Source organism: Campylobacter sp. RM16187, assembly GCF_025319965.1.
Classification (GTDB): Bacteria; Campylobacterota; Campylobacteria; order Campylobacterales; family Campylobacteraceae; genus Campylobacter_A.
This window is the reverse complement of sequence record NZ_CP012549.1, coordinates 1,599,654-1,625,855: the sequence shown is the minus strand read 5'-3', so window position 1 is coordinate 1,625,855 and position 26,202 is coordinate 1,599,654. Positions and strand designations below refer to the sequence as shown.

The following is a 26,202-nucleotide window of genomic DNA, read 5'->3' as shown; positions in this document are numbered from 1 at the left end:
ATATGATGAATAGTTGTCTAAACGAAAAGAATTTCAATCTAGTAATGGCTACGGCGATCATGCTTATTTTGGTTATTCCTGTCGGAATAGCTAATGTTTGGCTCGGATATGTCGTAAGAGAAAGCCCTTGCGCGCTTTGTTGGTGGGAGCGTATGGGTATGATTTTAGTCGGACTTCTTGGCTTTTTTATCCTTAGATACGGACCTAGACTAAAATACGTTATGTCCGTGTTTTTGATAGCAGCCTTTGGTATTCATATGGGTCTAAGGCATCTTGGAAATTTCGTTCAGCTTGATGTGGATATGGGGCTTGGAGCTGAAATTATGGGTATTAGAACCTATACTTGGGCTGCTATAGTTTATTGGGCGGTAGTTATAGTTATGTCGCTTTTTTTAATGTTTATAAAAAGAAGCGAAGAACTAAATGCCGATTTTACAGGGCAAAGAAGCGTTATTAAGCCTTTTAGCAAATTTGGCAAAATTGTATTTTACGTCTCTTTTGCTCTTGTTATTTCAAACGGCATTCAAGCGTTTTTTACCAACGGAATTCCTCCATACGGAGGCAAAGCGCCAAACGATAGAATGAGTCTGAATTTGCCTATGATAAGCAAGACTTGGGAGACTTACATTTGGGATAGATTAAAGAGCTTTAGTATAAAAAAGGATTATCCTGAAAAGCCTTATATACACGGTATTTTTAATACTAAGAAATTTAACGAAAACTTTGCAAGCGGAGCTTTTGAAGAAGCTAAAAAGCTTCAAATTTTATCCGTTAAAGAGATTGGTATTAAGATGAATAAAGGCAAGATGATAGCCGCCGTATCTTACGATAATAAAAATGAAGAATTCGCCTTTACTTCGCACTATGGCGGAAGTTATTTTACAAAAGATCTAAATACGGCTAGCAAATTTGCGGTAGTTGATTATCAAAATAGCTGGAATTTAGGACACACTACCGCAACTGCATTTACCGGCGAAAATTTGTTAGTAATCGGGCAAAACAAGACGGCTTACGGTTTAAGAAAGCTTGAAAAGCCTATGGATGAAGTTATTCAGTATAGAACGTTTTTAGAGACAAGCGGAGATTACGGAAGCTTTTTTGAAAAGAATGTGGATAGATATACCAAAGACGGAAGACCTTTTTTAACTACTATAAGAGCTAAGCAGGCTTACGCTTTAGCCTTTGGGGCCGATGAGAAATTTATGTATACAGTAAGTGCCGCAAATAGAGTTGTTAAAAATGTCGTTGTCAGCAAATTTCTTATAAGCGAAAGAAAGATGAGCTCTGAAGCTTATATCAAACCTTCTAAGGATTTAAAGCTTAAAGAAAAAAGAAATTTAAAAGACTATTACGTTGTGGGTGCTGCTGTTGATGGCGATAGAATTCTAGCTTATAGTAGAGAGTATAGCACACTTTTAAGTATCGATAAAAACAGCTTTGAGGTTAAAGATGTGTATGAGATGCCGCTTATGAAAGAGCCTCATTCACTTGCAGTAAGTAAAGATAAACTATATGTGCTTGGTTTTGAACACGGAAAGAATTTATTATATGAAATAGAAAAGCCGTTTTGAAATTTGATTTAACTTGTTTGTGAGTAGAATTTTAGTAAAATCCTTGAAATTTTAAGGACTGAAATATGTTTAACGGACTTATTCGCGAGATAGGCGAGGTTGTTAGCTACTCACAAAACAAGCTTAGACTAAAGGCAAAACATAGACCAAATTTAGGCGACAGTATCGCGGTAAACGGCGCTTGCTTAAGCGTGATAGAGCTTTTTAACGACGGATTTAGCGTTGAGCTAAGCGCGGAAACCAGAGCGGTTATAGCGACTGAAAATTTAAAAGGGCGGGTTCATATGGAGCCTGCCATGAGGCTTAGCGATAGGGTTGACGGGCATTTGGTGCAAGGACATATCGACGCGCTTGGTGAAATTTCAAAGATAGTTAGATATGAAAACGGAGTTGATTTTTATATAAATTTGCCGAGAGATATCATGCACTTGATGGCAAATAAGGGCAGTATCTGTGTGGATGGAGTAAGCCTTACGATAAATGAAGTTACACCAAACGGAGTGCGCCTAACGATCATTCCAATAACGTTTCGCGAGAGCCTTTTTAGCGAGTTTAAAGTGGGCCGAAGAGTAAATATCGAAAGCGATCTTTTAGCGCGCTACGTGGCTCACCAGCTTGGATTTAAAAAGCAGATGAGCTGGGAAGAGATAGATCATATCGCAAGTCTTTACTAGAGGCAGTTGAGGCGACAATTCAACCGAATTTGCCGTGGATGTATTGCTTAGTTTTTTTCTCTTTTGGGTCATGAAAAATTTGCTTTGTTTCGCCGAATTCAACCAAATCTCCAAGATGGAAAAATCCCGTAAAATCAGCTATTCTCATGGCTTGTTGCATGTTGTGAGTAACGACAACTATGCTAAAATCTTCACTCAGATCAACCATAAGCTTTTCTATCGTCTTTGTCGATATCGGATCAAGCGCGCTTGTTGGCTCATCCATCAAGATAAGCTCTGGCTTAATGGCTATGGTTCGCGCTATACAAAGGCGCTGCTGCTGACCGCCGCTAAGCGAAGTTGCGGGACTTTTTAGCTTATCTTTGACCTCTTCAAACAGTCCTGCTTTTTTTAGGCTATAAACTACCAGCTCATCGCACTCGCTACCCTTTTTTACCATCTTATGCACGAGCGGAGCGTATGAGATGTTTTCATATATGCTTTTTAAAAACGGATTTGGCTGCTGAAACACCATTCCTATACGTTTTCTGACCTCTATCTCATCGGCGTTTTTTGAGTATATATCATGACCGTCTACGGTAACTTCTCCTGTTATCTTAACGTTTTCTATTAAATCATTCATCCTGTTAAAACACCTTAGAAATGTCGATTTACCGCATCCCGAAGGTCCGATAAGTGCGGTGATTTTTTTATTATAAATATCCATATTTATGTTTCTAAGAGCTTGTTTTTCTCCGTAAAAGAGGTTTAAATTTTTGCTTTTTGCTTTTATTTTCATATTTTTCCTTTTAGTTTTTATTGTTTTGCATTTGGCTTCTTATAATGATGGCGGCTAAATTTAGTGTAAATGTCGTAAGTAAAAGCACTAAAATAGCCGCACTTGTTTTTTCTACATAAATTCGCTCGGGACTTGAGGACCACATGTAAATTTGAGCCGGCATTACGGTTGAAGGATTTAGCACGTTTGTAGCGATTTCAGGCACAAAAGCTATCATGCCTACTATTATAAGCGGTGCGGTTTCGCCGATAGCGCCTGCTAAAGCCATGATAAGTCCGGTTAAAATTCCGCTAAATGCGTTTGGTAAGACGTGATCTTTTAGCACTTGAAGCTTTGTAAGCCCAAGTGCGTATCCGGCTTGAGATATGCTCTCAGGCACCATTTTAAGCGCGCTTCTTGTGCTTACTATGACTACCGGTAGGCTCATTACGGCTAGCACAAGACCTCCTACTAGAGTTGAGCTTCTTGGCATGCCGAAGAAATTTATAAAAACGGCAAGTCCCAAAAGTCCAAATATGATAGAAGGAACAGCGTTTAGGTTGTTTATATTTATCTCGATAAATTTTGTAAATTTGCTGTCTTTTGCAAATTTTTCAAGATAAATTGCACTCGCAACTCCGATAGGAAAAGCAAGTCCCATAGCCACTGTCATAGCTAGCGCGCTTCCTATTATCGCCGACGCAAAGCCTGCGTTTTCCGGTATTTTAGAGTCTCCTTTTGTGAAAAAGTCGCTATTAAATTTGCTTACTATCACGCCCTTTTCAACTAGCTTAAATATAGCCTTTCTATCATCATCGCCGAATTTTGTGAAATTATGCTTTAAAAAGCTATCCGTATCGGCGTTTGCGATTGCTTCGTAGCTTTTGGTTTCGCCTATTTTAAGATCATCTTGTTTTATTAAATTCGGTAAATTTCTAAGCCAAGCGCGAGATATGTATTTTTTCTCTGCGTTTGGCAAAGAGTATGGATTTTGAAGCAGTTTTTCGGTGACGGTTATATCTATTTTTACGTAGTGTCTAGTAAATTCAGGCATTGCGGTTTTAACAAGAACCGATAAAAAAAGTAGTAAAAAGCCTATACAAAATATAAATGAAAATTTTGATAAGCCTTTAAAAATTTTGCTTTTTAACTTCCTTGCTTTCGCATCTTTTGCTATGAACGGATTTTGCATATATCGCCTTTAAAGATTTGAAATTTTATATTTTCTTTGGAAATTTCTTGAAATTAAAACGGCTATTAAATTTATGATAAAAGTTAGCACAAATAGCGTAATACCAAGAGCAAATGCGCTTAATGTAAGCGAGTTATCAAACTCCTGATCCCCGCTTAAAACCTCTACTATTTTAACTGTAACCGTAGTCATATCTTCAAGCGGATTTAGGCTTAAATTTACCCTCAAACTTGCCGCCATTACGACTATCATCGTTTCACCCAAGGCTCTTGAAAGCCCTAAAAGACACGCTCCTATGATGCCCGGCATCGCAGAAGGAAGCACGACAAAGCAAATGCTCTCTTCTTTTGTTAGCCCAAGGCTTAAAGCCCCCTCTTTTAGTCGCTTTGACACAAGCGATATCGCGTCATCACAAAGGCTTGAGATCATCGGTATGATCATTACTCCCATGATAAGTCCCGCGCTTAAAGCGTTGTTGTAAGATGCGTTTATACCGAAATTTGAAGCTATTTTTACGATTAAAGGAGCCACAAATATAGCCGCGAAAAATCCATAAACCACACTCGGAACCCCCGCTAAAATTTCCAAAATCGGCTTTAAAAATCTTCTGGCTCGTCTGCTTGCATATTCGCTTAGATAAAGAGCGCTAAATAGCCCAAATGGAATTGCCGTTAAAATCGCAATTAGACTTATATAAAATGTTCCGAAAAATAGCCCAACCGATCCAAAGTGAGCCTTTTTATCCAAAAACGCATCATGCGGTGCCCAAGTAGAGCTAAAAAAGAAGCCAAAAACGCTCTCTTTTTCAAAAAATTTAAGTGCTTCAAAGATGATTGAGCCAAGTATCATAAGTGTCGCTAGTATCGTAATGAGCGATGATACAAATAAAAATGCGATAACTAATCTCTCGACTTTTTTGTTTGTTAGGCTTAGGTTTTGTAAATTTAGTGCCGTATTTTGGCGTTTATAGAAAAAATAAACGCCGAATGATAGGCAAAATAAAACTATATAGAGCAAATTTAACTCCTTATTTTATAACTTCACCGCTTTTTATCATCTCTTTAGTAAGCCTAATAGGCTCTGTTACGTTTTGCTTCATCTTTGTAAAAGTTTGGCTATCTGCAGGGATTAATCCGATGGTTTTTAGCACCCCTTCATCTCCTATCATCGCTTCGCTTATAAACATATCTATAAAATCATTTATCTCTTTGTTTTTTGCTCTGTTTTGGTTTTTAACGTAGAAATAAAGACTTCTTGCAAGCTTGTAGCTACCGTCGCTAACGCTATTTTCATTCGGTGCTACACCGTCTATCTTTACGGCTGCGACTTTGTCTTTGTTTTCTGCTAAAAAGCCGTATCCGAAAATTCCAAATGCGTTTTTGTTTTGGGCTAGTTTTGCGATGATTAGGTTGTCGTTTTCGCCTGATGGGATATAGACTCCATCGTCTCTAATTTGGCTGTATTTTCCTGACTTATCACCATACTCTTTAAAGCTTTTTGAGGCTTTTTGCATGAGTTGCTCTTCAAAGCTATCTCTAGTTCCCGAAGTTGTCGGAGGTCCGTATATAACGATAGGTTTAGAGCTAAGAGAGCTATCTATATCGCTCCATTTTTTATACGGATTTGCTACTAATTTGCCATCAATTGGAACCTCTTTTGCAAGCGCTAGGAAAATTTGTTCTTTGCTTAGATTTAGTTCGCCGTTTTGCTTACCCATAGCAAAAACGATCCCGTCATATCCGATCATATATCCGCTGATATCCTCTATGCCGTTTTTTAGACACTCTTCAAACTCGCTCATTTTCATAGGACGAGATGCGTTTGCTATGTCTATGCTGTTTTTGTCTTGTGACGAACAAAACACCTTAAAGCCTCCGCCCGTACCGATACTCTCTACTATCGGGGTCTTTTTATTTTTTACAACCGCAAATTCCTCCGCAACATAACTTGCAAAAGGAAATACCGTTGAGCTGCCGGCTAGCTTTATCTGATCTGCCAAGGTTACTCCGCAAATTAGCGAAGTTAAGATTAAAGCCTTTGAAATTTTCATCTTTTCTCCTTTTTGATTTTGATAGCGTAAGTGTAAAATTTTTTGGAAACTTTTAAGAAACATTTTTGGATTGATTTGTTTTTTGAAATTTTGTAATATAAGATTTTTAAAATTTAAGGGATAACATGTCTGCACTGATAGCTTTGATCGACGATGAAAAGGACCTTTTGGATATTTTAGAGTATCATTTGCAAAAGGCGGGATTTGAAGTTGTAGGCTTTAGCGGCGTATCAAAGGTCGAGCAATTTTTAGAAGAGGAGAGTGTTGATCTTTTGATAGTGGATAGAAATTTAATCTATGCCGAGGGAGCTGTTTTTGTAAAAGAGCTTAGAAACAAAGGCTTTAATACGCCCGTTATATTTCTTAGCGCAAAAGATAGCAAAGAGGCTAAGCTTGAGGGTTTTGAAGCAGGCGGAGATGACTATATCACAAAGCCTTTTGATGTGGATGATCTTATAGTTAGAGTTAAGGCTGTTTTAAAGCGAACAAAGGGTGAAAGCAAGATATACAAATTTAAAGATATAGTTATAAATTGCGAAACTAAGCAAGTTTTTGTAGCCGGTAACGAGATAAATTTAAGCAAGCTTGAGATGAATTTGCTTATAGAGTTTATAAAAAATCAAAATATAGTTTTAAGCAGAGATTATCTTTGGGATAAAATTTGGGACGGCGAAGAGATAAGCGAAAAGACGATAAATATCGCCATAAAACGCCTTAGGCAAAAGCTTGGAAATAGCGACTATATAGTTTCGGTTAGGGCTCAAGGATATAAGATATGCTAGTTAAAAATAGAAATTTTGTATTTTTATTTTGCTTGCTTTTTGTGCTTTGTATAACTGTTTTAAAACTGCTTGAAAATATCTACATAAGCGCATTTCTGATATCTTTTTTATTTGTAGCATTTTTGTTTTTTATGATCAAAAAAGACACTAGCAAACTTAATGTAAATATAGAAAATTTAAAAAATTCAAATTCTGAACAAGATGAATATAAGATGTTTTTTGGCGAGAGTAAAAATCTCCAAGATACGATAAAAGAGCTTAGAGAAGAGCTTAGAAAAAAGAGCAAAAAATCCATTAAAAAATCAGCCAAAATAAAACTTAGAAACACTCAACTCCAAGGCATTTTAAGCTCGATTTCTCACGAGTTTAAAAATCCTATCGCAATCATTCAAGCCTCATCTCAAACGCTTTTAAACGATAAAAATTTAAGCAGCGATATGAGAGATAAATTTATAGAAAAGATTACCAGAAACTCGCAAAAAATCGTAAATCTGATAGATAGATTAAATTTAAAATCAACCGAAAGCCTAGAGCTAAACATCACAAATTTTAGCCTGCTAAAACTTGTAAATGAAGTTAAAAGCGAGCTTTTGGAAAAATATCCAAATAGGGCGATAAATGTATTCAAAAAAGAGATTTATATAAGTGCCGATGAGGCTCTTATAAAGCAAGTTTTGGTAAATTTCGTTGAAAATGCGCTCAAATACTCTCAAAAAGATATAGAAATTTACTTTGCAAATGAGGCTGTTTTTGTAAGAGATAGCGGCGCAGGAATAGAACAAAAAGATATAAAGCTAGTTACTAAAAAATATTTCAAAACAAAAAGCAATATAAAAACCAACTCTTTTGGCTTAGGGCTTTATATCGCAAAACAAATTTTAAGACTTCACGGCTTTGAAATGCTTATATCAAGCGAGGTCGGCAAAGGATCGGTGTTTGGCTTTGGCTATGTTAAAAATTTAGACGAGGGCGCGCAAACAGATGAAACAAATTAATTTTATACTTGATAACGAGCGTTTTTGCGGCGGTTTCACAACTCGTTTTGGAGGAGTTAGCAGCGGAGCTTATGAGGGCTTAAATTTGGGCGATCATGTTGGAGATGAGCCTAAAAAAGTGGCTAAAAATAGAGAAATTTTAGCCAAGCGCCTTGGTGTAATGGCAAGAAATCTAAAATTTATGCGCCAAATTCACTCAAGTCGCGTGGAGATAATTAGAAATTTAGACGATGAGATAGCGCCTTGTGATGGCATAATCACAAATTTAAAAGGCGTTGCGCTTTGCGTTTTAGTAGCTGACTGTTCGCCTATTTTGATTGTCGATGAGGTTAAGGGAGTAATTGCCGCTATCCACGCCGGAAGAGCCGGAGTCGTGGGGCAAATTTGCACAAATGCAGTTAATAAAATGAAAAGTGAATTTAGCTCTAGGACGCAGGATCTTAAGGTATTTGTTGGACCAAATATCAAAGGCGGCTGCTACGATATAGGCGAACTTGATCTTGGCGAGTTTAGCAGATATAAAAATAACGGCAAATTTGATATAAACGCAGCTTTAGCCGATGAATTCGCAAGGGTTGGCGTTCAAAACGTGAAATTTGATGAAGCTTGCACGCATTGTGATGATAGATACTTTTCATACCGCAGAGATGGCGCTACGGGCAGATTTGCAGGCTTTATGATGATGAGATAATCTCTTTAAGTTTAGTTATATTAAGTTATAAAGTAAATATTAATAAATATGATTTAATATCAAGTAAAATATGAATTTAGCAAAATTCAAGCAGTAAAAAAGCAAGTCTTAAAAAAGTTTATATTTCCTATTTTTTGGACTTTTATCCGTTTTATTTCTTAAAAAATTCATTTTTTATCTTAAATTTTCTTGTATTTTTAATTTAAAATTATTATTTAATTTTTTTGGCTATAAAAATTTGACTTTAATTATCACTTATGATATAATCCGCCCGACCAATCAATTTTAACAAGGAGATAGTAATGAAGAAGATATTAACTTCTTTAGTCGTAGCAGGCGTTTTAAGCGGTGCTTTTGCACATGATTTTTGGGTAACGGGCAAAAATGCCGATAAATTTGGCGCAGATATCGGTTATGGACACGGATTTCCTATGCCTGAAAAGATCGAAGATAAGCGCGTAGGACTATTTGAGCCGCTATATATCGTGGATAAAGCAGGCGCTAAAACCGTTCTTAAGCAAGCCGGCGAAAACTATCACTATGAAGGTGAAAAGCTCAAAAAAGGCTCTTATGTGCTAGCGGGCGACTATAAACCTACATTTTGGTCAAAAGATAAAGACGGAAAGTGGCATCAAGACGGACATAAAGAGAATGTAAAAAACGTCGAGTCTTGCGGATTTTACGCTAGAACGGCTAAAAGCATAATCGTAGAAGGCGATCAAGTAGAGGACTTCATCTATAAACCGATAGGTCAGATCGTAGAGATCGTGCCGCTAAGCGATGTTACGAAGATTAAGGTCAATACTCCGTTTAAATTGCAATTTTTCGCTAACGGCAAACCTGCGAAAGTGGCTAAGGTTACGGGCGTGATCGAGGGATTTCCTGAGGGTAAATATACATTTTTTGGCACGACCGACCTTCAAGGCGTGATCGAAGTTATCGCTATCAAAGAGGGAAATTGGCTATTTCAAGCCAAGCACGAGACAGCTTACGCAGATCCTAAAAAATGCGACAAAGAAGAGCTTGACGCTAGCCTTGTAATAAAAGTAAATAAATAATCTTCATTACCGATCGGACTAGTTCCGATCGCTTCTTTTATCTCTTTTGATAATTCAGTTTTGTTGTTTTATAATTTAACTCTTTAAAAATTTTAAGGATCGCACATGGGATACGAGGCGTTTGCGCTTAATAAAGACTTAAGAGTAGTAAAAATCACTCAAAATGCCAAGAAATTTGGCGTAGAGAGGCTTGAAAACGAAGCTTTGGTAAAAGAGTTTTTAAACTGCGAGCAAATTTCGCTAGATGAGACCGAGCGCGAGAATATCGAGCAAATTTTTACAAATTTGATGAAGATCGAAGAAGAAGTGCAGCTAAGCAGGTAGGGCAGGCATAATGAGAAAATTTATTTTGATGATTTTAGCTGCGACCGTGCTTTTTGCAGCTGTTTTAGAAGAGGCGGAAAGACTTTTTCGCATAGGAGATGAAAAAGCGGCAACTAAAATGCTAACTAAAAGCTGCGACGAAGGAGTTTTGGACTCTTGTGTCATGCTTGGAAATTTTTATTTTTCAAACGATAAGCGTAAATTTGAGTATGAAAAGGCGGTTAATCTCTACGCAAAGGCATGCGATGGCGGAAATTTGCTTGGTTGCGATAGACTTGGCAGCGCTTATTATGAGGGCAGAGGAGTTAAGCAAGACTTCGCGCTTGCGGCTAAATTTGCTAAGCAAGCTTGCGGCGCCGATATCCCTTATAGCTGCATCGTCTTAGCGAATTTACACTACTACGGTTGGGGTGCTACAAAGGATCATGCTCAGGCGCTTAAATTTTATGAGCGTGCATGCGAGCTTAAAACCGCTTCAAGTTGCGTTATGGCGGCAAAGATGTATGAAAAAGGCGAGGGTGCGCCAAAAGATATGCAAAAATCGCTTCTTTATCACGACAAAGCGTGCGCTCTTGGGGCTAAGCCAAGCTGTGATAAAGCTCAAAATCTAAAATAAACGATAAATTTAATCCGGCAAAAAGAGATGATTTGTTAATATCACGTCCTTAAATTTTCACAAAAAGGACAAATTTGAAAAAGATTATTTGTATGATGATTTGCGCGGGAGCGCTTTTTGCCTCAACTTTAAACAAGGCTGATGATGCGTATGTGGATGGCAAATACGAAGAAGCGGCAAAGCTTTACGAGAAGGCCTGCGATGAGGGCGATATGCAAGGATGCTACAACCTTGGTGCAATGCACGAAAACGAAAGAGGCGTTAAATACGACATGCAAAAGGCTATAAGCCTCTATGAAAAAGCCTGCAACGGCGATAATGTCTATGGCTGCTATAACCTTGCTATGGTTTATAGCGATTTGAAGGATTATGCAAAGGCTATCCCGCTTCTAACGAAAGCCTGCAACGGCAATGACGGCATGGCGTGCTTTAACTTAGGCGTTTTTAACTTCAAGGGCGAAGGTATGAAAGAGGATAAAAAGGCAGGCAACGAATTCTTTAAAAAAGCTTGCCAATACGGCACTCCTGAAGGCTGCTACGAGCTTGCACGCTCTTATGTAAGAGGTCATGGAATCGAGCTAAATTTCAAAAAAGCCGAAGAGTTTCACGCTAAAGCCTGCGAGATGCATCACGCAAGGGGCTGTTATAACGTGGGTGCGCTAAATACAAATTCAAAAACCAAAGAGCACATGAAGCAAGATAGGCATAAGGCTAAGGCGTTTTTTAAGCAAGGTTGCGATCTAGGCGATGAGCAAAGCTGCGAAAATTTGATGTTTATGGAGCTTGGAAAGCTTTGATTTAATCTTACTCAAAGGCTAAAACTCCTTTAAATTTGCTAAAATAAAAAATCTACATCTAAAATTTAAAGGAGTGAGCATGCTACTACTTAAAAATGCAAATTTATTTGCTCCCGAGCATATCGGAGATAGCGATGTGCTGGTTGGCGGAGGCAAAATTTTAGCTATCGGCAAAAGGCTTGATTTTCGCTGTGAAAACCTTGAAACTTACGACCTTAAAGGCAAAATTTTAGCTCCCGGGCTAATCGATCAACACGTTCACATCACAGGCGGAGGCGGTGAAGCCGGCTACCACTCAAGAACGCCTGAAATCAAGCTAAGCGAGATAGTAAAGTATGGCATAACAACCGTTGTTGGAGTGCTTGGAACAGACGGCTGCACCAGAAGTCTTGAAAATTTGTACTCCAAAGCAAAAGCGCTTGAATTTGAGGGTATCTCGACATTCATTCACACCGGCTCATACGCTACGCCGACCGTTACTTTTACGGGAAGTATCACTAAAGACTTAGTCGTCATAGACAAGGTAAGAGGCGTTAAAATCGCGATGTCTGATAACAGAAGCAGCTATCCGACCGACGAAGAGCTTATCAAAATTCTAACTCAGATAAGAATAGGCGGCATGATATCCAAAAAGGGCGGCGTGATGCACATGCACATGGGTGGGTTATCTAGCAAGCTTGATGTGGTGTTTAGGATACTAAAAGACTGCGAATTTCCGGTTCAGTACTTCTCTCCGACACATTGTGCTAGGACAAAGGATCTCTTTGATGAGTGCTTGAAGCTTCAAAAGATGGGCGGATTTTTTGATATCACAAGCGGTGGAAGCCAGTTTGCCCCGCTTCATGAAGTTATCGCTTACGGTATCGAAAAGGGCTTAAAGCTAGACATGATGACGATGAGTTCTGATGGAAACGGAAGTGTGCCCAGATTTGACGAAAGCGGCGCTCTGGTAGGATACGGATGTGCAAGTTGCAGCGCAAATTTAGATGTGCTAAGAGATGTGGTCAAAAATAAAATTTTAAGCCATACGCAGGCTTTTGCTCTGATGGGAAAAAACGTAGCCAAATTTTTAAATTTAGAGGGCAAGGGCGAGATAAAAGTTGGATTTGATGCGGACTTTACAAGCTTTGATGAAGATATGAGTGTTCAAGATGTAATCGCAAAAGGCGAGTTTTGCGTGAAAGATAAAGAGCTTGTTAAAAAAGGATTTTTTGAATAAATTCGGATAAATTTGGCTTGGATTAGCTGGTGTAAAAATTAAATTTAGTTTAAATTTATAAATTTTTCAGTATAATCCAAGCTTCAATTCACACACACCAATCCTAAAATTTGGTTGCGACAAGTGCAAATTTGTCGTTAATGGGCGTGGAGGAGAAACCTAAATTTCGCGCAAAAGCGCACAAGGAGAACCAATATGGTAACAATGAGAGATTTGCTAGAGTGCGGCGTTCACTTCGGACACCAAACACGCAGATGGAACCCAAAGATGAAAAAATTCATTTTTGGCGAGAGAAAAGGTATCTATATCATAGATCTACAAAAAACTATCCGCTACTTCCGCTACACTTACAACATCGTTCGTGACGCAGCGGCAGAGGGTAAAACTATCCTTTTTGTAGGAACTAAAAAGCAAGCCGGTCAAACAGTTGGCGAATACGCTGAAAAATGCGGTATGCCATACGTAAATCATCGCTGGCTAGGCGGTATGATGACAAACTTCGGAACAATCCGCCAATCAATCCGCAAGCTTGAAGTTATCGAAGCTATGGAAGAGGATGGATCGATAAATTTACTAACTAAAAAAGAGGCTTTAATGCTTCGCCGCAAAAAAGAGAAGCTCGTAGCTTATCTTGGCGGAATTAGAAATATGAAAACTCCACCTGATATGATCTTTGTTATCGATACAGTTAAAGAAAAAATAGCAGTTCAAGAAGCTAACAGATTAAAAATCCCTGTAGTTGCGCCAATCGATACAAACTGCGATCCTGACGTAATTGATTATCCAATCCCTGGAAACGACGATGCTATCCGCTCGGTGCAACTATTTTGCCAAGAGATGGCTGAGGCTATCATCGAGGGACGCTCACAACTTGAAAAAGACGGCGGCGTAGCTGAAGAGGGCAAAGAAGAGGTTACTCAAGAAGAAAAAGACGCTGTGATTGAAGAGGCGTTTAACGAAGAAGACTTTGAAGCAGAGGATGAAGAATAATGGAAATAACTGCACAAATGGTAAAAGAGCTCCGTGAAACAACCGGAGCCGGAATGATGGATTGTAAAAAGGCTCTTGCTGAAGCAAACGGAGATATGGATAAAGCTATCGATATCCTTCGCGAAAAGGGTCTTGGACAAGCTGCTAAAAAAGCTGACAGACTTGCAAGCGAAGGTCTTGTAAGTGTTGAAGTGTGCGAGCACTGCAAAAAAGCAACTATCACAGAGATCAACTCTGAAACCGATTTCGTTGCTAAAAACGTTCAGTTCCAAAACCTTACAAAAGACACTACGGCTCACATTCAAGCAAACTCTATCTCAACTATAGAGAGCCTAAATGAGAGTGTTATAAACGGCGTTAAATTTGAGGATTATTTCAAGGGACAAATCGCTACAATCGGCGAAAATTTGGTTGTAAGACGCTTTGAAACTGTTAAAGTTGATGAAAACGGCGTAGTAAACGGATACGTTCATTCAAACGGACGCGTTGGTGTTATCATCGCTGCAGCTTGCGATAGCGCTCAAACAGCTCAAAAAGCAGAGGATTTCATAAGAAATTTATGTATGCACGCAGCTGCTATGAAGCCAAGCGTGATAAGCTACAAAGATCTTGATAAAGAATTTGTTGAAAAAGAGTTTATAGCGCTTAAAGCCGAGCTTGAAAAGGATAATGAAGAGCTTCAAAGACTTGGCAAACCGCTTCACCACATCCCAAGCTATGCAAGTAGATTGCAACTTACCGATGATGTTGTAGCAAAAGCTGAAAATGCGATAAAAGAGGAGCTAAAAGCAGAAGGTAAGCCTGAGAAAATTTGGGACAAGATCATACCCGGCAAGATCGAGAGATTTTTTGCAGATAACACGGTTCTAGATCAAAGACTTACACTTTTAGGACAATTTTACGTAATGGACGATAAAAAAACTATCGAGCAAGTAATAGCTGAAAAGAGCAAAGAGCTTGGCGGTAAGATCGAGATCGTAAAATATGTTCGCTTTGAGCTTGGCGAAGGCTTAGAAAAGAAAAATGAGGATTTTGCAGCAGAAGTTGCGGCACAAATCGGCTAAAAATGGAAATTTTAAAGGGCGTAGATCTTAGCTTTGCGTATGATTATACGCTCTTTGAAAATGTCAATATAACTTTAAATTCCCGCGAAAGCTCAGCGATTTTAGGCGTGAGCGGATGCGGGAAATCAACCATACTTCATATACTTTCAACTCTGCTTAAGCCAAAAACCGGCGAAGTTATCTATAAAGACAAGTCGCTTTATACGCTATCGCAAAACGAGCTTTTAGAAATTCGTAGGCTTGATTTTGGTATCATTTTTCAAGCGCATTATCTGTTTAAAGGCTTTAATGCACGCGAAAATATCGAGCTTGCAACTATATTGTCAAATCAAAATATGGATAGTGAAATTTTAGCCAGTCTAAAAATCGATAATGTCTTAGATCAAAAAGTAGGCGAGCTAAGCGGAGGGCAGCAGCAGCGAGTAAGCATCGCTCGTGTGCTTTGTAAAAAACCTAAGATCATCTTTGCCGATGAGCCGACGGGAAATTTAGACAAACAAACCGCAAACGACGTCATGAACACGCTTTTTGAGTATATCAAAGCAAATGATGCCGCACTCGTGCTTGTAACGCATGATAACGAGCTTGCAAGCAGATGCACAAACGTATATAAGCTAGAGGATAAACAACTGCAAAAATGGAGATAGTAAGCTTTTTTGGCGCTGATAGAGTTATAACTTTTATGCTTTTATTCGCCAGATTAAGCGGACTAATGGTCTTTTTTCCTTTTTTTGGACACTCTCAAATTCCCATCTCGGCAAAAACTGCTCTTACGTTTTTTTTAACTATCTTCTTATTTCCTATGGCAAGCGTTAAAAGCGGCGAAGTTTACTATCTTGCTGTTGAAATTTTAAGCGAGCTTATGCTTGGACTTTGTGCGGGTCTGCTTGTAACTATTGTATTTGGCATACTTCAGCTTGCAGGCGAGCAAATTTCTATGGTTATGGGCTTTTCTATGGCTAGCGTGCTTGATCCTCAGACAGGCATAAACTCGCCTGTTATGTCAAATATCATAAATTTTCTTGCTCTGATGACATTTTTAGCCTTTGACGGGCACCATCTTTTGCTGCTATTTTTTGCAAATTCGCTCACTCATATCCCGCTTGGCGAATTTTATCCAAGCGCAAATATAGTCCATTACACTTCAAAATCGATGATAAATCTCTTTATGTTCGGCTTTATCATGTCGTTTCCTATCCTTGCACTTTCGTTACTGTCTGATCTTATTTTTGGCATGCTTATGAAGACTATGCCGCAGTTTAACTTGCTGGTTGTGGGCTATCCTATTAAGATCGTGATAGGATTTTTAGTACTGATTGCTATTTTAACAGGAATGATGGAGCTATTTAGCGAGCTTATGTTTAGAGTGATAAACGATATGCCGTCGCTCTTTTTTAACTAAGCTAGGAGTAATAAAAAATATCTTAAAATACCTATTTTAGGTTTTATGAAAGGAGTCTTGATGAAAGTCGCACTTGTCAATAGTAATCCTGCAGTATCGCGCTTGGCAACGCTTAGCCTTAGTAAAATAGGATATGAATATATTGAAGTTGATAACCTTGATGATATTAAGGGCAAGTTTTTTGATATATTAATTTTAGATAGCGAAATTACTGTTCAAGATGTAAATTTAGAAGAGATGACAAGTAAAATTTTATACCTATCTTCTAAAAGCTCTCCGGAATTTGATCGTGCGGACAAGATTTTACCAAAGCCTTTTTTACCTACGGAATTTATATCTATTGTAGAATCCTTAGGGCATACTCAAGATCAAAATTTATCTGGTTTTGATGAAGATAAAGAAAATTTTAGCGAACTAAAAGACGAACAAGATTCTTTAGTTTCTATTGAAGATAGCGAATTTGTAGATGAACTTAGCGATGAGCTATTTAAAGATGAGTTTGGTATTAAAGACGACAATATTGAAGATGACAGATTTAGCTTGGATGATTTTGATATGGACTTGGCGGATAAAGATGAAGAGGCTAGAGATTTAGATAGCACTAGTGAAGATGATGATATAAACAAAGAAGATATTTTAGAAGAATTTGATGATTTTAAAGATGAAGAACCTGCTGAGATGACTTCAAGAGAGGAGGATCTTTTGTCTGATTTTGGCTTTGATGATGACAAAAAAGAAGATATCAAAGAGAATGCAGATCTAAGTGACCTTGAAATTGAAGAGTCATCGCAACCTAAAGATGAGCTGGCTGAAGAAAATGAGTATAGCAAAAATGAAGATTTAAGTGACGAAATAGAGCTTAAAGATGATGGCGATAAGGTTGATTTTGAAACAGAAGACGATACATTTGCCGATATCAGAAAAACTATAGATGAGATAGATAGCCTAGATAGTGAACTAAATTTAGATGAATTTGAAGATAAATCCGAGAGCGAATTTGCAAATGATCACTCTGAAATAGTAAAAAAAGAGAAAAATTTAGATACACAAGATCAATTAGGAAATGAAGATTTTATAAAAGAAAGTGATGAGATGGGCGATTTTACGTTTATTGATCAAGAGAGTGAATTTAAGAGCGAGCGGTTAAATGTATCCAGCACTAGCGAATATGACGATATTGATCAGATAAAAGAAGAGGATCTGGCGAAGGCTTTGAACGAGGATTTTGCCAGTATGGTAGAACCCACAAAAAGCGATTTGGTAGGTAGCTCTGATGCTATAAAAAAAGAGCTGGCGCATAAGATAGGAGAGCAGATCACAGGTGTTCTTAGTGCCGATTCTATCAAAGAGGCCCTAAAGGGTCTAAATATCAAAATAAATATAACATTTGAGGAAAAGTAGTTTGAAGGGGCAAATTTTACTTATTTCAGGACCTAGTGGAAGTGGTAAAAGCACTCTTTTAAATAGGCTTTTAAAAGAGGAAACCGATCTTTATTTTTCGATTTCAAGTACAACAAGAGCTATAAGAGATGGTGAAAAAGAGGGTGTAAACTATCACTATATCAGCGAAGAGGAGTTTAAAAAGGGTATCGAAGAGGATAGTTTCTTGGAGTGGGCGTATGTGCATAAAAACTACTACGGAACATCCTTAAAACCTGTATTAAAAGCTCTTAATGAAGGAAAAATCGCCGTATTTGATATAGATGTGCAAGGCTTTCATATAGCTAGAAAAAAATTTGGCGAGCTTATAACCTCTGTTTTTATTACAACTCACAGCCAAAATGAACTTAAACGTAGGCTGGAGGGTCGGGGAACCGATAGCGCACAAACTATTGAACATCGCCTAACAAACGCTCTTGATGAGATGGAGCATATCTTAGAATACGATTATTTTTTCATAAACGATGATCTTGAGGAGAGTTATAAAAACTTACAGTCAATTTTAAGAGTTATTAGACTAAAAAGTAATAGTATAAATTTACGCGAAACTATCAATAATTGGCGTGAATTTTGAAAAATATGATAATATAACGAAAATTTTAAAAGGAGAAAAAATGGGTCCAAGTGTCCAACAATTGCTTATAGTTTTACTTATAATAGTTTTGCTTTTCGGAGCGAAGAAGATTCCGGAGCTTGCAAAAGGACTTGGTAAGGGTATAAAAAGCTTTAAATCAGAGATGGAAACCGATGATAAAAAAGCTGAGAATATAGAGAAAGTTGAAGAGAAGAAAGAGGAAGTTATAACCGCTACAAAAGTAGATGAAACTACTAAGAGTGCGTAAGGTTTAGGGTTGAAAAATTTAGTCATAGACGAGATAAAAAAAGTTATAGAGGTTGATTTTGTCCTTGAAAAACCAAAGGATAAAAATCTCGCCCACTATGCGACTCCTCTTGCGTTTTCTTTGGCAAAAGAGCTTAAAAAATCTCCGGTAATCATAGCACAAGATATAGCTAGTAAATTTAAAGATAGTGAAATATTTGAGGTAAGCGCATTAAATGGCTATATAAATTTTAAGTTAAAACAAAATTTCTTAGACAATCTTGCTAAAGCCGCTATAGAAAACCCTCAAAATTTTGCAAGAGGTGGAGCCGAAAGTGAAAAAATTTTACTTGAATACGTAAGTGCAAATCCTACAGGTCCTCTTCATATAGGTCACGTAAGAGGTGCTGTATTTGGAGATACTCTTGCTAGAGTCGGCAGATATATAGGCAAAGATATTAAGACTGAATACTATATCAATGATGCGGGTAATCAAATAGATCTACTTGGAATTTCCATAAGTCTTAGAGCCCGTGAAGAACTTTTTAGTGAAAATGTAGTCTATCCGGAGGCTTATTATAGAGGCGATTATATCCTAGACATAGCTAAGGCTGCTAAGCAGAAATTTGGCAAGGAAATTTTTTACGATCAGAGTAGAAATTTAGAACTAGCCGATTTTGGTAAAGACATTGTTTTAAATCTTATTAAGCAAAATTTAGCAGATGCGCAAATTTTTATAGAAAACTGGTCAAGCGAGAGAAGCTATTATGATCAGCTTGAAGAGACTCTTGATAGGCTTAGATCTTGTAACGGAATATATGAGCAAGATGGCAAAATTTGGCTAAATTCTAGTTTAGTAGGAGATGAAAAGGATAGAGTTATAGTGCGAGAAGATGGTCGCGGAACCTATCTGGCGGGCGATATCGTATATCACAATAATAAATTTAAGCGTGGATACGATAGATATATAAATATCTGGGGGGCCGATCACCACGGATATATAGCAAGAATGAAAGCGGCAGTACATTTTCTTGGCTATGATGAAAATAGACTAGAGGTTTTACTCTCACAGATGGTTAGCCTGCTTAAAAACGGCGAACAGTTTAAGATGAGTAAGAGAAGCGGTAACGTAGTCTTGATGAGTGATGTTGTGGAAGAGATTGGCTATGAAGCTCTTAGATTCATATTCCTTAGTAAAAAGAGCGATACTCACCTTGAATTTGATGTAGACGAGCTTAAAAAAGAGGATAGCTCAAATCCGATTTTTTATATAAATTATGCTCACGCAAGGGTTAATCAGATTTTCGCAAAGGCTGGTAAAGTTGTAGATGATGTCAAAAATGCGAGCTTTGTAAATTTGAATGAAGATGCTAAAAATCTGCTTTTTGAAGCACTTGCTTTAAACGAGGTTTTAGTAGATGCGTTTAACGTTCGCTCTATGCAAAAAATTTGTGACTACTTAAAGTCTTTGGCTGCTAATTTTCATAAATTTTATAATGAAAATCGAGTTGTCGGGAGCGAAAACGAAGATGAGTTGTTAAAGTTATTTGCAGTTGTTGCACTCTCTATAAAAACAGCACTTTCTCTTATGGGAATAACTGCAAAAGATAAGATGTAAATTTATGGCACTTTTGCCATAAATTTATGCTAAGTTAAAATGAAGTTAGCCAAAAAAAGAAAGATTAGATCCTGGCTCATCATACTATTTTTAGCCAGTTTTTCTATTTTACTATCTAAAATTCCTCCATTTTCCACTTTTTATATTAGCCCTCTTATAATTGCCGTGGTTGTTGGAGCTATACTTGGCAATATCTCTCATAAAAATGTCTTAATACTAAGAAGAAGCCATGTTTTAGCCGTGAGTACAAAGCAAATTTTAAGACTTGGGATTATTCTTTTTGGATTCAAGCTTAGCATAGCAGATATTTCGCAAGTCGGTGTTGTAGGTATATTCTTATCGTTTTTTATCGTATTCTCAACATTTTTCATTGGATATTATTTAGGGCAAAAGATAGGTCTTGATAGAAAAAGCGCGGCACTGATTAGTAGTGGTAGCTCTATATGCGGTGCTGCTGCAGTGCTTGCCGCAGGAAGCGTCATAAAAGCAAAAAGCGATCAGATAGCCATAGCCGTATCTACCGTGGTTGTATTTGGCACGATAGGTATGTTTGCCTATCCTCTTATATTTGGCTCTCAAATTTTAGCTTTTAGTGAGTTAAAGATAGGATTTTTTACTGGAGCTAGCTTGCATGAGGTGGCTCATGTAGTAGGAGCCGGATCTGCTATAGGCGAAGTAGCTCAGGCAAATGCAGTTATAATTAAAATGCTAAGAGTCTTGATGCTTGCTCCGTTTTTGATAGTTCTTAGTTTATTAAATTTAGAAGTATCAAATGGTAAAAAATCATTAAATATAAGAGCCTCTTTCCCATATTTTGCACTATGGTTTTTATTTGCCGTATCTTTTAATTCGATTGGAATCTTAAGTGACTTTTTGTTAGAGATTATATATTTTATAGATATTTTATTACTAACTATTGCAATGAGCGCGCTTGGAGTAACGATAAGAAAAGATGTTTTAAAAAATGCCGGCAAAAAGCCTTTTGTTTTGGCTTTTATTCTGTTTGCTTGGCTATTTTTATCGGCTTTTTGTCTAGTTAAATTTCTAGTATGAGCTTAAAAGCGATCTACTTATCGAGATTTTTTGCATTTGTTTTTATATTTTTATTAGTGGTTATAGAGTATATGGCTACTACAAGTGCGGAATTTGAGCTTGTAAAAAGCAGTCGGGATAAGATAAATCATTTTTTAGCTTTTATTGTGCTTTATATCACTATGAATTTTGGGTTAAAAAGGCTAAATTTAATCCAAAAAATAGTTATACTAATGATCTATGCGGTTCAGATAGAAGTTGTTCAAGCGTTTTTGCCAAATAGGTATTTTAGTCTGCTTGATATTTTAGCCGATTTTATGGGGATAGTATTTGGGATTTTGGCGGTAAGAGTTTTATTAAAAATTACCGCCAGATAGGCTTAGCTTCTTTGCTCTTTTAGTTTTGATAAAAACTCTTCGATATTGTATTTTGCACGGTATTGTGGGCTTAGAAGATGGATTAAGATATCGCCAAGATCTAGTACGACCCAATCAGGCGAGCTTTCTATGCCTAAAAATTCCTCTCCAAGCGGTTTTAGCGCTAGCTTTAGATCATCTGTTAAAGAGTATGCGTGCCTCTCTCCCATTGTAGTTGCGATTACTACATATTTTACGAAATAATCCTTCTCTCTCATATCAAAGGCTTCTATTGACTCAGCTTTCTTTTCATCTAGAATTTTGATGATTCTGTCGATTCTTTCTTGCATTTTAATCCTTGGTAAAATTTTATAACTTCATCTTTTATTTTAGCAGGAATTTGATCTTGTACCAGATCGCTTCTTATTTTAGAAGATGAGATATCTATGTGGATATCAAGCTTTTGAAGCTTTTTTGGTATCTTGATATGATCTCTTTTGGCCACTATAAAATGAACTAAAGAGCTAAGAAGCTCAAAATTATGCCATTTATCAAGAGTCGCCAAGTGATCGGCTCCTATTAAAAGATATAATTTCTTTATATCGTAAATATCATAAAGATGTAAAACACTCTCTATCGTAGGCACAGGGCGATTTTGATCTATCTCAAATCTGCTTATTTCAACATTTGGCAGATCTCCCCAAATCTCCTTTGTCCATTTGAGTCTAAGCTCCGGAGGCGCTGAAAATTCTGCCTTAAAAGGGCTAATGTATGTAGGCATTATTATGAGTTTATCTATATCAAGGCTATCAATCGCCATCTTTACGATACTATCATGCCCAAGATGAGGAGGATCAAAACTCCCACCAAAAAATGCCAACTTCATTCCCAATACATCCTATTTGTATCTGCTAAAATTTAGATATAAAGCTTATCGAAATTAGAGTAAAACTGAGTTGAAAAATATATAAATTAAAAATTTTAATTAATAAAGCAGGGTTAAAGTTCTTTATATGTAAAATTTAGCAAATTTCATTATCAAAGGAAGTACGAATGGTTAAAATCGCTATAAACGGCTTTGGTAGGATTGGAAGATGTGCGGCGCGTATTATATTAGAGCGTGACGACGTAGAACTAGTCGCCATAAACGATACGGCAAAGAGAGAGATGACAAGGTATCTTTTAAAATACGATACCGTTCATGGGGAGTTTAAGCAAGATGTAAAGGTCATAGATGACGACTACATCGAGGTTAACGGTAAAAAAATAAGAGTTTATTCTACAAGAGATGCAAATGAGCTTGATTTTGCAGCATTTGGTGCCGATGTTGTACTTGAGTGCACAGGGGCTTATCTGACTACTGAAAAATGCCAGCCTTATATCAAGAATGGGATTAAAAAAGTTGTGATGAGCGCTCCTGCAAAAGATGATACACCTACATACGTAATAGGCGTAAATGAAGAGCTTTACAAGGGTGAGGCTATAATATCAAACGCAAGTTGTACCACAAACTGCCTTGGTCCGGTCGCAAAAGTTTTGGATCAAAAATTTGGCATAGTCAAGGGTCTTATGACAACTGTTCATGCGTATACACATGGACAAAGTTTGGTTGATGTTAAAGCTAAAGATTTTAGACGAAGTCGTGCAGCGGCATTAAATATCGGACCTACTACCACCGGAGCTGCAAAAGCTATTAGCAAGGTACTTCCGCAACTTGCCGGCAAGATGCACGGTCAAAGCGTGCGTGTACCTGTGGCAAACGTTTCTATGGTCGATTTGACAGTAGTTTTAAATAAAAAAGTAAGTGTAGAAGATGTCAATAACGCCTTTAGAGATGCCGCAAATGGTGCTATGAAAGGAATTTTACTTGTAGATGACGATCAAAGAGTATCAAGTGACTTTATGACTTCAAGCTATAGCTCTATCGTAGCAAGCGATATTACTCAAGTAATTTGCGATGATCTTGTAAAGGTCATGGCGTGGTATGACAATGAGTGGGGATATTCGCAGCGCCTTGTAGATTTAGCGGTTTTAGCTGTAAAAAAGGGTTAGTATGAGTGAAATTTTATCTATAAACGACCTTGACTTAGCTAAGAAAAAAGTATTTATTAGGTGCGATTTTAACGTGCCTATGGATGAGTTTTTAAATATTACCGATGACCGCAGAATTCGCTCGGCGATTCCTACTATAAAATACTGTCTTGATCATGGATGCAGCATTGTTTTAGCAAGCCACTTGGGTCGCCCAAAAAACGGCTTTGAAGAAAAATTTTCTCTTAAAAATGTTGCTAAAAGACTATCTAGACTGCTTGATCGTGATGTAATATTTGCAAATGATGTTGTTGGCGATGATGCTATGAAAAAAGCAGCGGAGCTAAAAGCAGGCGAAATTTTAATGATAGAAAATCTTCGTTTTGAAAAGGGCGAGACAAAAAACGATGAGAATTTGGCTCGTGAGCTGGCAAAATTTGGTGAAGTATATATAAATGATGCATTTGGCGTATGTCATAGAGCTCACGCTTCGGTTGAGGCTATTACTAAATTTTATGATGAAAATCATAAGGCTGCCGGATTTTTACTTCAAAAAGAGATAAACTTCGCTCAAAATTTGATTAAACATCCTTCTAGGCCTTTTGTGGCTGTCGTGGGCGGCTCAAAAGTAAGCGGAAAGCTTCAAGCGCTTCATAATCTGCTTCCGCGTGTTGATAAGCTAATAATCGGTGGTGGAATGGCGTTTACTTTCTTAAAAGCGCTTGGCGAGAATATAGGAAATTCCCTCCTTGAAGAGGATTTGATAGAGGATGCGAATGAAATCTTAAAAAAGGGCAAAGAGCTTGGAGTTAAAATTTACTTGCCGGTAGACGTAGTAGCCGCTCAAACGTTTTCTGCTGATAGTGCGGTTAAATATGTCTCTTCTAAAGAGATACCAAATGGCTGGATGGGGCTTGATATAGGACCTGCTTCGGTAAGATTGTTTAAAGAGGTTTTGTCCGATGCTCAAACTATTTGGTGGAACGGCCCTATGGGCGTTTTTGAGATGGATAAATTTAGCAAAGGAAGTATTAAGATGAGCCACGCTATCGTAGAAACTCATGCTACAACTGTCGTTGGCGGCGGAGATACCGCTGATGTGGTCGAACGTGCCGGAGATGCCGATGAGATGACATTTATCTCAACAGGTGGTGGAGCGAGCTTGGAGCTAATAGAGGGCAAGGAGCTGCCTGGTATAAAACCTCTTAGAAAGGCGTGTGAGTCGTGATATTTGCAGCAAATTTAAAGTGCAATCATACAAGAGAGAGCTTTAGAGAGTATGCTGAAATTTTAAACTCAAATTTGGATCAAAATGAAAATGTATTGGTGTTTCCGCCTGTTAGTGCTTATGAAAAGACTGATTATAAATTTAAGCTTGGAGTGCAAAATTTCTATCCTTGCGAGAGCGGAGCCTTTACCGGTGAGATAGGTAAAACTATGATTGATGAGTTCGGCATAAGAACCGTTCTTATCGGGCACTCTGAAAGGCGTGAAATTTTAAACGAAAGCGAGGAGTTTTTAAGAGTCAAATTTGAATTTGCCGCCAAAAACGGTTGGGATATAATCTACTGTATAGGCGAAAATTTGGCCACCAATGAGGCTAATAAAACTAAAGAGTTTTTAAAAAATCAGCTTAACAATATAGATCTAAGTTATGAAAATCTATGTATCGCTTATGAGCCGATCTGGGCTATAGGTACTGGTAAGAGTGCGAGCAGTGAGCGGATAGAAGAAATTTTAAATTTCATAGCGAATTTGACCAAGGCGCCGCTTCTTTACGGAGGAAGCGTAAATGCGAAAAATATTGGACAGATCGCTAAAATTTCTAGCTGCAACGGAGTTCTTGTGGGTACTGCAAGTTGGGATGCGTATAATTTTTTAAATTTAATAAAGGAAGCAAAATGATAATGAAGGGCAAAAAAGGTTTAATAGTCGGTGTTGCAAACGCTAAATCAATAGCTTACGGTATTGCGGAAGCTTGTTATCAGCAAGGCGCACAGCTTGCTTTTACGTTTTTAAATGATGCTTTAAAAAAACGCGTAGAGCCTATAGCTGAGGAGTTTGGAAGCAAATTTGTATATGAGCTTGATGTAAATAATCCTGCCCATTTGGACGGTATAGCTGATAAATTAAAGGCAGATTTGGGTGAAATAGATTTCGTTGTCCATGCTGTAGCTTATGCACCTAAAGAGGCTCTTGAAGGAGAGTTTATAGAGACTACAAGGGAAGCCTTTGATATCGCCATGGGAACTAGCGTATATTCGCTTTTAAGTCTTACAAGAGCCGTTATGCCTGTGCTTAAAGAGGGGGGTTCTATCCTAACTCTTACATATCTTGGCGGACCTCAATTTATACCTCATTACAATGTAATGGGTGTTGCAAAAGCGGCTCTTGAGAGTTCTGTGCGATATCTTGCTCATGATTTAGGTCCAAAAAATATCAGAGTAAATGCTATCTCCGCAGGTCCTATCAAAACTCTAGCCGCAAGCGGAATAGGCGATTTTAGAATGATTTTGCGATATAACGAGGTAAATAGCCCTCTAAAACGCAATGTGACTACAGAAGATGTAGGCAAGAGCGCTATGTATCTTTTGAGCGATCTTGCAAGCGGTGTAACCGGTGAAATTCACTATGTGGATTGCGGATATAATATAATGGGAATGGGTGATATCGCTAAAGACGAAGAGGGAAATACGATCTTAGCATGGGATGCTAAATAACTA

Annotated in this window: 30 protein-coding genes; 24 read left to right on the top strand and 6 right to left on the bottom strand. The window is 37.7% G+C overall.

The features are described 5' to 3' along the window. Window positions 1-5 precede the first annotated feature (5 nt). Both CDOMF_RS08665 and CDOMF_RS08660 read left to right on the top strand, forming a co-directional pair. Complete coding sequence (locus CDOMF_RS08665) at window positions 6-1,571, top strand: disulfide bond formation protein B (RefSeq protein ID WP_260951585.1); 1,566 nt, start codon at window positions 6-8, stop codon at window positions 1,569-1,571. A 65-nt stretch (window positions 1,572-1,636) separates the two neighbouring features. After that, on the top strand, window positions 1,637-2,245 hold the full coding sequence (locus tag CDOMF_RS08660; RefSeq protein ID WP_260951584.1) for a riboflavin synthase: 609 nt from the start codon (window positions 1,637-1,639) through the stop codon (window positions 2,243-2,245). A 19-nt stretch (window positions 2,246-2,264) separates the two neighbouring features. On the opposite strand, the gene pstB is transcribed toward CDOMF_RS08660, so the two are convergent. From pstB to CDOMF_RS08640, 4 genes are all read right to left on the bottom strand, one after another. Then, window positions 2,265-3,017 (bottom strand): phosphate ABC transporter ATP-binding protein PstB, encoded by a 753-nt coding sequence (gene pstB, locus CDOMF_RS08655; RefSeq protein WP_260953172.1) that lies wholly within the window; start codon window positions 3,015-3,017, stop codon window positions 2,265-2,267. 16 nt (window positions 3,018-3,033) lie between these two features. Continuing rightward, window positions 3,034-4,194 (bottom strand): phosphate ABC transporter permease PstA, encoded by a 1,161-nt coding sequence (gene pstA / locus CDOMF_RS08650; protein ID WP_260951583.1) that lies wholly within the window; start codon window positions 4,192-4,194, stop codon window positions 3,034-3,036. A 9-nt stretch (window positions 4,195-4,203) separates the two neighbouring features. Further along, complete coding sequence (gene pstC, locus CDOMF_RS08645) at window positions 4,204-5,091, bottom strand: phosphate ABC transporter permease subunit PstC (protein WP_260953166.1); 888 nt, start codon at window positions 5,089-5,091, stop codon at window positions 4,204-4,206. A 130-nt stretch (window positions 5,092-5,221) separates the two neighbouring features. After that, window positions 5,222-6,244: a substrate-binding domain-containing protein gene (locus CDOMF_RS08640; RefSeq protein ID WP_260951582.1), complete on the bottom strand. Its 1,023-nt coding sequence runs from the start codon at window positions 6,242-6,244 to the stop codon at window positions 5,222-5,224. 125 nt (window positions 6,245-6,369) lie between these two features. On the opposite strand from CDOMF_RS08640, the gene CDOMF_RS08635 reads away from it, so the two are divergent. The 18 genes from CDOMF_RS08635 (at window position 6,370) to CDOMF_RS08550 (ending at window position 21,469) form a co-directional block, all read left to right on the top strand. Then, a complete protein-coding gene (locus CDOMF_RS08635) occupies window positions 6,370-7,026 on the top strand; it encodes a response regulator transcription factor (RefSeq protein ID WP_260951581.1) in 657 nt (218 codons plus the stop codon). After that, window positions 7,020-8,021, top strand: a complete 1,002-nt coding sequence (locus tag CDOMF_RS08630; protein WP_260951580.1) for a sensor histidine kinase — start codon at window positions 7,020-7,022, stop codon at window positions 8,019-8,021. Before CDOMF_RS08635 ends, CDOMF_RS08630 begins: the two co-directional genes overlap by 7 nt. After that, complete coding sequence (pgeF, locus tag CDOMF_RS08625; RefSeq protein ID WP_260951579.1) at window positions 8,008-8,712, top strand: peptidoglycan editing factor PgeF; 705 nt, start codon at window positions 8,008-8,010, stop codon at window positions 8,710-8,712. The genes CDOMF_RS08630 and pgeF overlap by 14 nt, the downstream gene beginning before the upstream one ends. A gap of 302 nt (window positions 8,713-9,014) precedes the next feature. Further along, window positions 9,015-9,770 (top strand): DUF4198 domain-containing protein, encoded by a 756-nt coding sequence (locus CDOMF_RS08620; protein ID WP_260951578.1) that lies wholly within the window; start codon window positions 9,015-9,017, stop codon window positions 9,768-9,770. 105 nt (window positions 9,771-9,875) lie between these two features. After that, entirely contained in the window at window positions 9,876-10,094 is a 219-nt protein-coding gene (locus tag CDOMF_RS08615) for an acetyltransferase (RefSeq protein ID WP_260951577.1), read from the top strand. 10 nt (window positions 10,095-10,104) lie between these two features. After that, window positions 10,105-10,710, top strand: coding sequence for a tetratricopeptide repeat protein (locus CDOMF_RS08610; RefSeq protein ID WP_260951576.1), 606 nt, complete (start codon window positions 10,105-10,107; stop codon window positions 10,708-10,710). Between the two features lie 74 nt (window positions 10,711-10,784). Beyond that, complete coding sequence (locus CDOMF_RS08605) at window positions 10,785-11,507, top strand: tetratricopeptide repeat protein (protein ID WP_260951575.1); 723 nt, start codon at window positions 10,785-10,787, stop codon at window positions 11,505-11,507. A 79-nt stretch (window positions 11,508-11,586) separates the two neighbouring features. Beyond that, complete coding sequence (iadA, locus tag CDOMF_RS08600) at window positions 11,587-12,726, top strand: beta-aspartyl-peptidase (RefSeq protein ID WP_260951574.1); 1,140 nt, start codon at window positions 11,587-11,589, stop codon at window positions 12,724-12,726. A gap of 195 nt (window positions 12,727-12,921) precedes the next feature. Next, complete coding sequence (gene rpsB / locus CDOMF_RS08595; protein WP_260951573.1) at window positions 12,922-13,716, top strand: 30S ribosomal protein S2; 795 nt, start codon at window positions 12,922-12,924, stop codon at window positions 13,714-13,716. Beyond that, window positions 13,716-14,780, top strand: coding sequence for a translation elongation factor Ts (tsf, locus tag CDOMF_RS08590; protein WP_260951572.1), 1,065 nt, complete (start codon window positions 13,716-13,718; stop codon window positions 14,778-14,780). The genes rpsB and tsf overlap by 1 nt, the downstream gene beginning before the upstream one ends. Before the next feature lie 2 nt (window positions 14,781-14,782). After that, entirely contained in the window at window positions 14,783-15,427 is a 645-nt protein-coding gene (locus tag CDOMF_RS08585; protein ID WP_260951571.1) for an ABC transporter ATP-binding protein, read from the top strand. After that, the gene (gene fliR / locus CDOMF_RS08580; protein ID WP_260951569.1) at window positions 15,418-16,182 is read left to right on the top strand and encodes a flagellar biosynthetic protein FliR; all 765 of its coding nucleotides are present in this window, start codon (window positions 15,418-15,420) and stop codon (window positions 16,180-16,182) included. Before CDOMF_RS08585 ends, fliR begins: the two co-directional genes overlap by 10 nt. A gap of 60 nt (window positions 16,183-16,242) precedes the next feature. Next, entirely contained in the window at window positions 16,243-17,583 is a 1,341-nt protein-coding gene (locus CDOMF_RS08575; RefSeq protein ID WP_260951568.1) for a hypothetical protein, read from the top strand. Window position 17,584: 1 nt separating this feature from the next. Further along, window positions 17,585-18,196, top strand: a complete 612-nt coding sequence (gene gmk, locus CDOMF_RS08570; RefSeq protein ID WP_260951567.1) for a guanylate kinase — start codon at window positions 17,585-17,587, stop codon at window positions 18,194-18,196. Window positions 18,197-18,236: 40 nt separating this feature from the next. Then, window positions 18,237-18,464, top strand: coding sequence for a twin-arginine translocase TatA/TatE family subunit (locus CDOMF_RS08565; protein WP_260951566.1), 228 nt, complete (start codon window positions 18,237-18,239; stop codon window positions 18,462-18,464). 9 nt (window positions 18,465-18,473) lie between these two features. Then, a complete protein-coding gene (argS, locus tag CDOMF_RS08560) occupies window positions 18,474-20,060 on the top strand; it encodes an arginine--tRNA ligase (RefSeq protein WP_260951565.1) in 1,587 nt (528 codons plus the stop codon). Window positions 20,061-20,099: 39 nt separating this feature from the next. Continuing rightward, entirely contained in the window at window positions 20,100-21,113 is a 1,014-nt protein-coding gene (locus CDOMF_RS08555; RefSeq protein ID WP_260951564.1) for a YeiH family protein, read from the top strand. Beyond that, window positions 21,110-21,469: a VanZ family protein gene (locus tag CDOMF_RS08550; protein WP_260951563.1), complete on the top strand. Its 360-nt coding sequence runs from the start codon at window positions 21,110-21,112 to the stop codon at window positions 21,467-21,469. The genes CDOMF_RS08555 and CDOMF_RS08550 overlap by 4 nt, the downstream gene beginning before the upstream one ends. Before the next feature lie 2 nt (window positions 21,470-21,471). On the opposite strand, the gene rsfS is transcribed toward CDOMF_RS08550, so the two are convergent. Then, on the bottom strand, window positions 21,472-21,798 hold the full coding sequence (gene rsfS / locus CDOMF_RS08545) for a ribosome silencing factor (RefSeq protein WP_169972848.1): 327 nt from the start codon (window positions 21,796-21,798) through the stop codon (window positions 21,472-21,474). After that, window positions 21,762-22,334 (bottom strand): nicotinate (nicotinamide) nucleotide adenylyltransferase, encoded by a 573-nt coding sequence (nadD, locus tag CDOMF_RS08540; protein WP_170019280.1) that lies wholly within the window; start codon window positions 22,332-22,334, stop codon window positions 21,762-21,764. The genes rsfS and nadD overlap by 37 nt, the downstream gene beginning before the upstream one ends. A gap of 167 nt (window positions 22,335-22,501) precedes the next feature. Here nadD and gap point away from each other — a divergent pair, with 167 nt between their 5' ends. From gap to fabI, 4 genes are read left to right on the top strand one after another with little or no spacing between them, the layout of a single operon-like run. Beyond that, entirely contained in the window at window positions 22,502-23,500 is a 999-nt protein-coding gene (gene gap / locus CDOMF_RS08535) for a type I glyceraldehyde-3-phosphate dehydrogenase (protein ID WP_260951562.1), read from the top strand. 1 nt (window position 23,501) lies between these two features. Beyond that, entirely contained in the window at window positions 23,502-24,707 is a 1,206-nt protein-coding gene (locus CDOMF_RS08530) for a phosphoglycerate kinase (RefSeq protein WP_260951561.1), read from the top strand. Continuing rightward, entirely contained in the window at window positions 24,704-25,384 is a 681-nt protein-coding gene (locus CDOMF_RS08525) for a triose-phosphate isomerase (RefSeq protein ID WP_260951560.1), read from the top strand. Before CDOMF_RS08530 ends, CDOMF_RS08525 begins: the two co-directional genes overlap by 4 nt. After that, a complete protein-coding gene (gene fabI / locus CDOMF_RS08520; RefSeq protein WP_260951559.1) occupies window positions 25,381-26,199 on the top strand; it encodes an enoyl-ACP reductase FabI in 819 nt (272 codons plus the stop codon). The genes CDOMF_RS08525 and fabI overlap by 4 nt, the downstream gene beginning before the upstream one ends. The last annotated feature ends 3 nt before the right edge of the window (window positions 26,200-26,202 follow it).

Coding starts and splice junctions, on each gene's coding strand:
- pstA (WP_260951583.1), bottom strand. CDS start 4,194: ATGCAAAATCCGTTCATAGCAAAAGATGCGAAAGCAAGGAAGTTAAAA.
- CDOMF_RS08530 (WP_260951561.1), top strand. CDS start 23,502: ATGAGTGAAATTTTATCTATAAACGACCTTGACTTAGCTAAGAAAAAA.
- iadA (WP_260951574.1), top strand. CDS start 11,587: ATGCTACTACTTAAAAATGCAAATTTATTTGCTCCCGAGCATATCGGA.
- CDOMF_RS08585 (WP_260951571.1), top strand. CDS start 14,783: ATGGAAATTTTAAAGGGCGTAGATCTTAGCTTTGCGTATGATTATACG.
- CDOMF_RS08665 (WP_260951585.1), top strand. CDS start 6: ATGAATAGTTGTCTAAACGAAAAGAATTTCAATCTAGTAATGGCTACG.
- CDOMF_RS08575 (WP_260951568.1), top strand. CDS start 16,243: ATGAAAGTCGCACTTGTCAATAGTAATCCTGCAGTATCGCGCTTGGCA.
- CDOMF_RS08610 (WP_260951576.1), top strand. CDS start 10,105: ATGAGAAAATTTATTTTGATGATTTTAGCTGCGACCGTGCTTTTTGCA.
- gap (WP_260951562.1), top strand. CDS start 22,502: ATGGTTAAAATCGCTATAAACGGCTTTGGTAGGATTGGAAGATGTGCG.
- CDOMF_RS08620 (WP_260951578.1), top strand. CDS start 9,015: ATGAAGAAGATATTAACTTCTTTAGTCGTAGCAGGCGTTTTAAGCGGT.
- rpsB (WP_260951573.1), top strand. CDS start 12,922: ATGGTAACAATGAGAGATTTGCTAGAGTGCGGCGTTCACTTCGGACAC.
- CDOMF_RS08635 (WP_260951581.1), top strand. CDS start 6,370: ATGTCTGCACTGATAGCTTTGATCGACGATGAAAAGGACCTTTTGGAT.
- nadD (WP_170019280.1), bottom strand. CDS start 22,334: ATGAAGTTGGCATTTTTTGGTGGGAGTTTTGATCCTCCTCATCTTGGG.
- CDOMF_RS08565 (WP_260951566.1), top strand. CDS start 18,237: ATGGGTCCAAGTGTCCAACAATTGCTTATAGTTTTACTTATAATAGTT.
- CDOMF_RS08660 (WP_260951584.1), top strand. CDS start 1,637: ATGTTTAACGGACTTATTCGCGAGATAGGCGAGGTTGTTAGCTACTCA.
- fliR (WP_260951569.1), top strand. CDS start 15,418: ATGGAGATAGTAAGCTTTTTTGGCGCTGATAGAGTTATAACTTTTATG.
- rsfS (WP_169972848.1), bottom strand. CDS start 21,798: ATGCAAGAAAGAATCGACAGAATCATCAAAATTCTAGATGAAAAGAAA.
- CDOMF_RS08550 (WP_260951563.1), top strand. CDS start 21,110: ATGAGCTTAAAAGCGATCTACTTATCGAGATTTTTTGCATTTGTTTTT.
- CDOMF_RS08640 (WP_260951582.1), bottom strand. CDS start 6,244: ATGAAAATTTCAAAGGCTTTAATCTTAACTTCGCTAATTTGCGGAGTA.
- CDOMF_RS08615 (WP_260951577.1), top strand. CDS start 9,876: ATGGGATACGAGGCGTTTGCGCTTAATAAAGACTTAAGAGTAGTAAAA.
- CDOMF_RS08630 (WP_260951580.1), top strand. CDS start 7,020: ATGCTAGTTAAAAATAGAAATTTTGTATTTTTATTTTGCTTGCTTTTT.
- pgeF (WP_260951579.1), top strand. CDS start 8,008: ATGAAACAAATTAATTTTATACTTGATAACGAGCGTTTTTGCGGCGGT.
- CDOMF_RS08555 (WP_260951564.1), top strand. CDS start 20,100: ATGAAGTTAGCCAAAAAAAGAAAGATTAGATCCTGGCTCATCATACTA.
- fabI (WP_260951559.1), top strand. CDS start 25,381: ATGATAATGAAGGGCAAAAAAGGTTTAATAGTCGGTGTTGCAAACGCT.
- tsf (WP_260951572.1), top strand. CDS start 13,716: ATGGAAATAACTGCACAAATGGTAAAAGAGCTCCGTGAAACAACCGGA.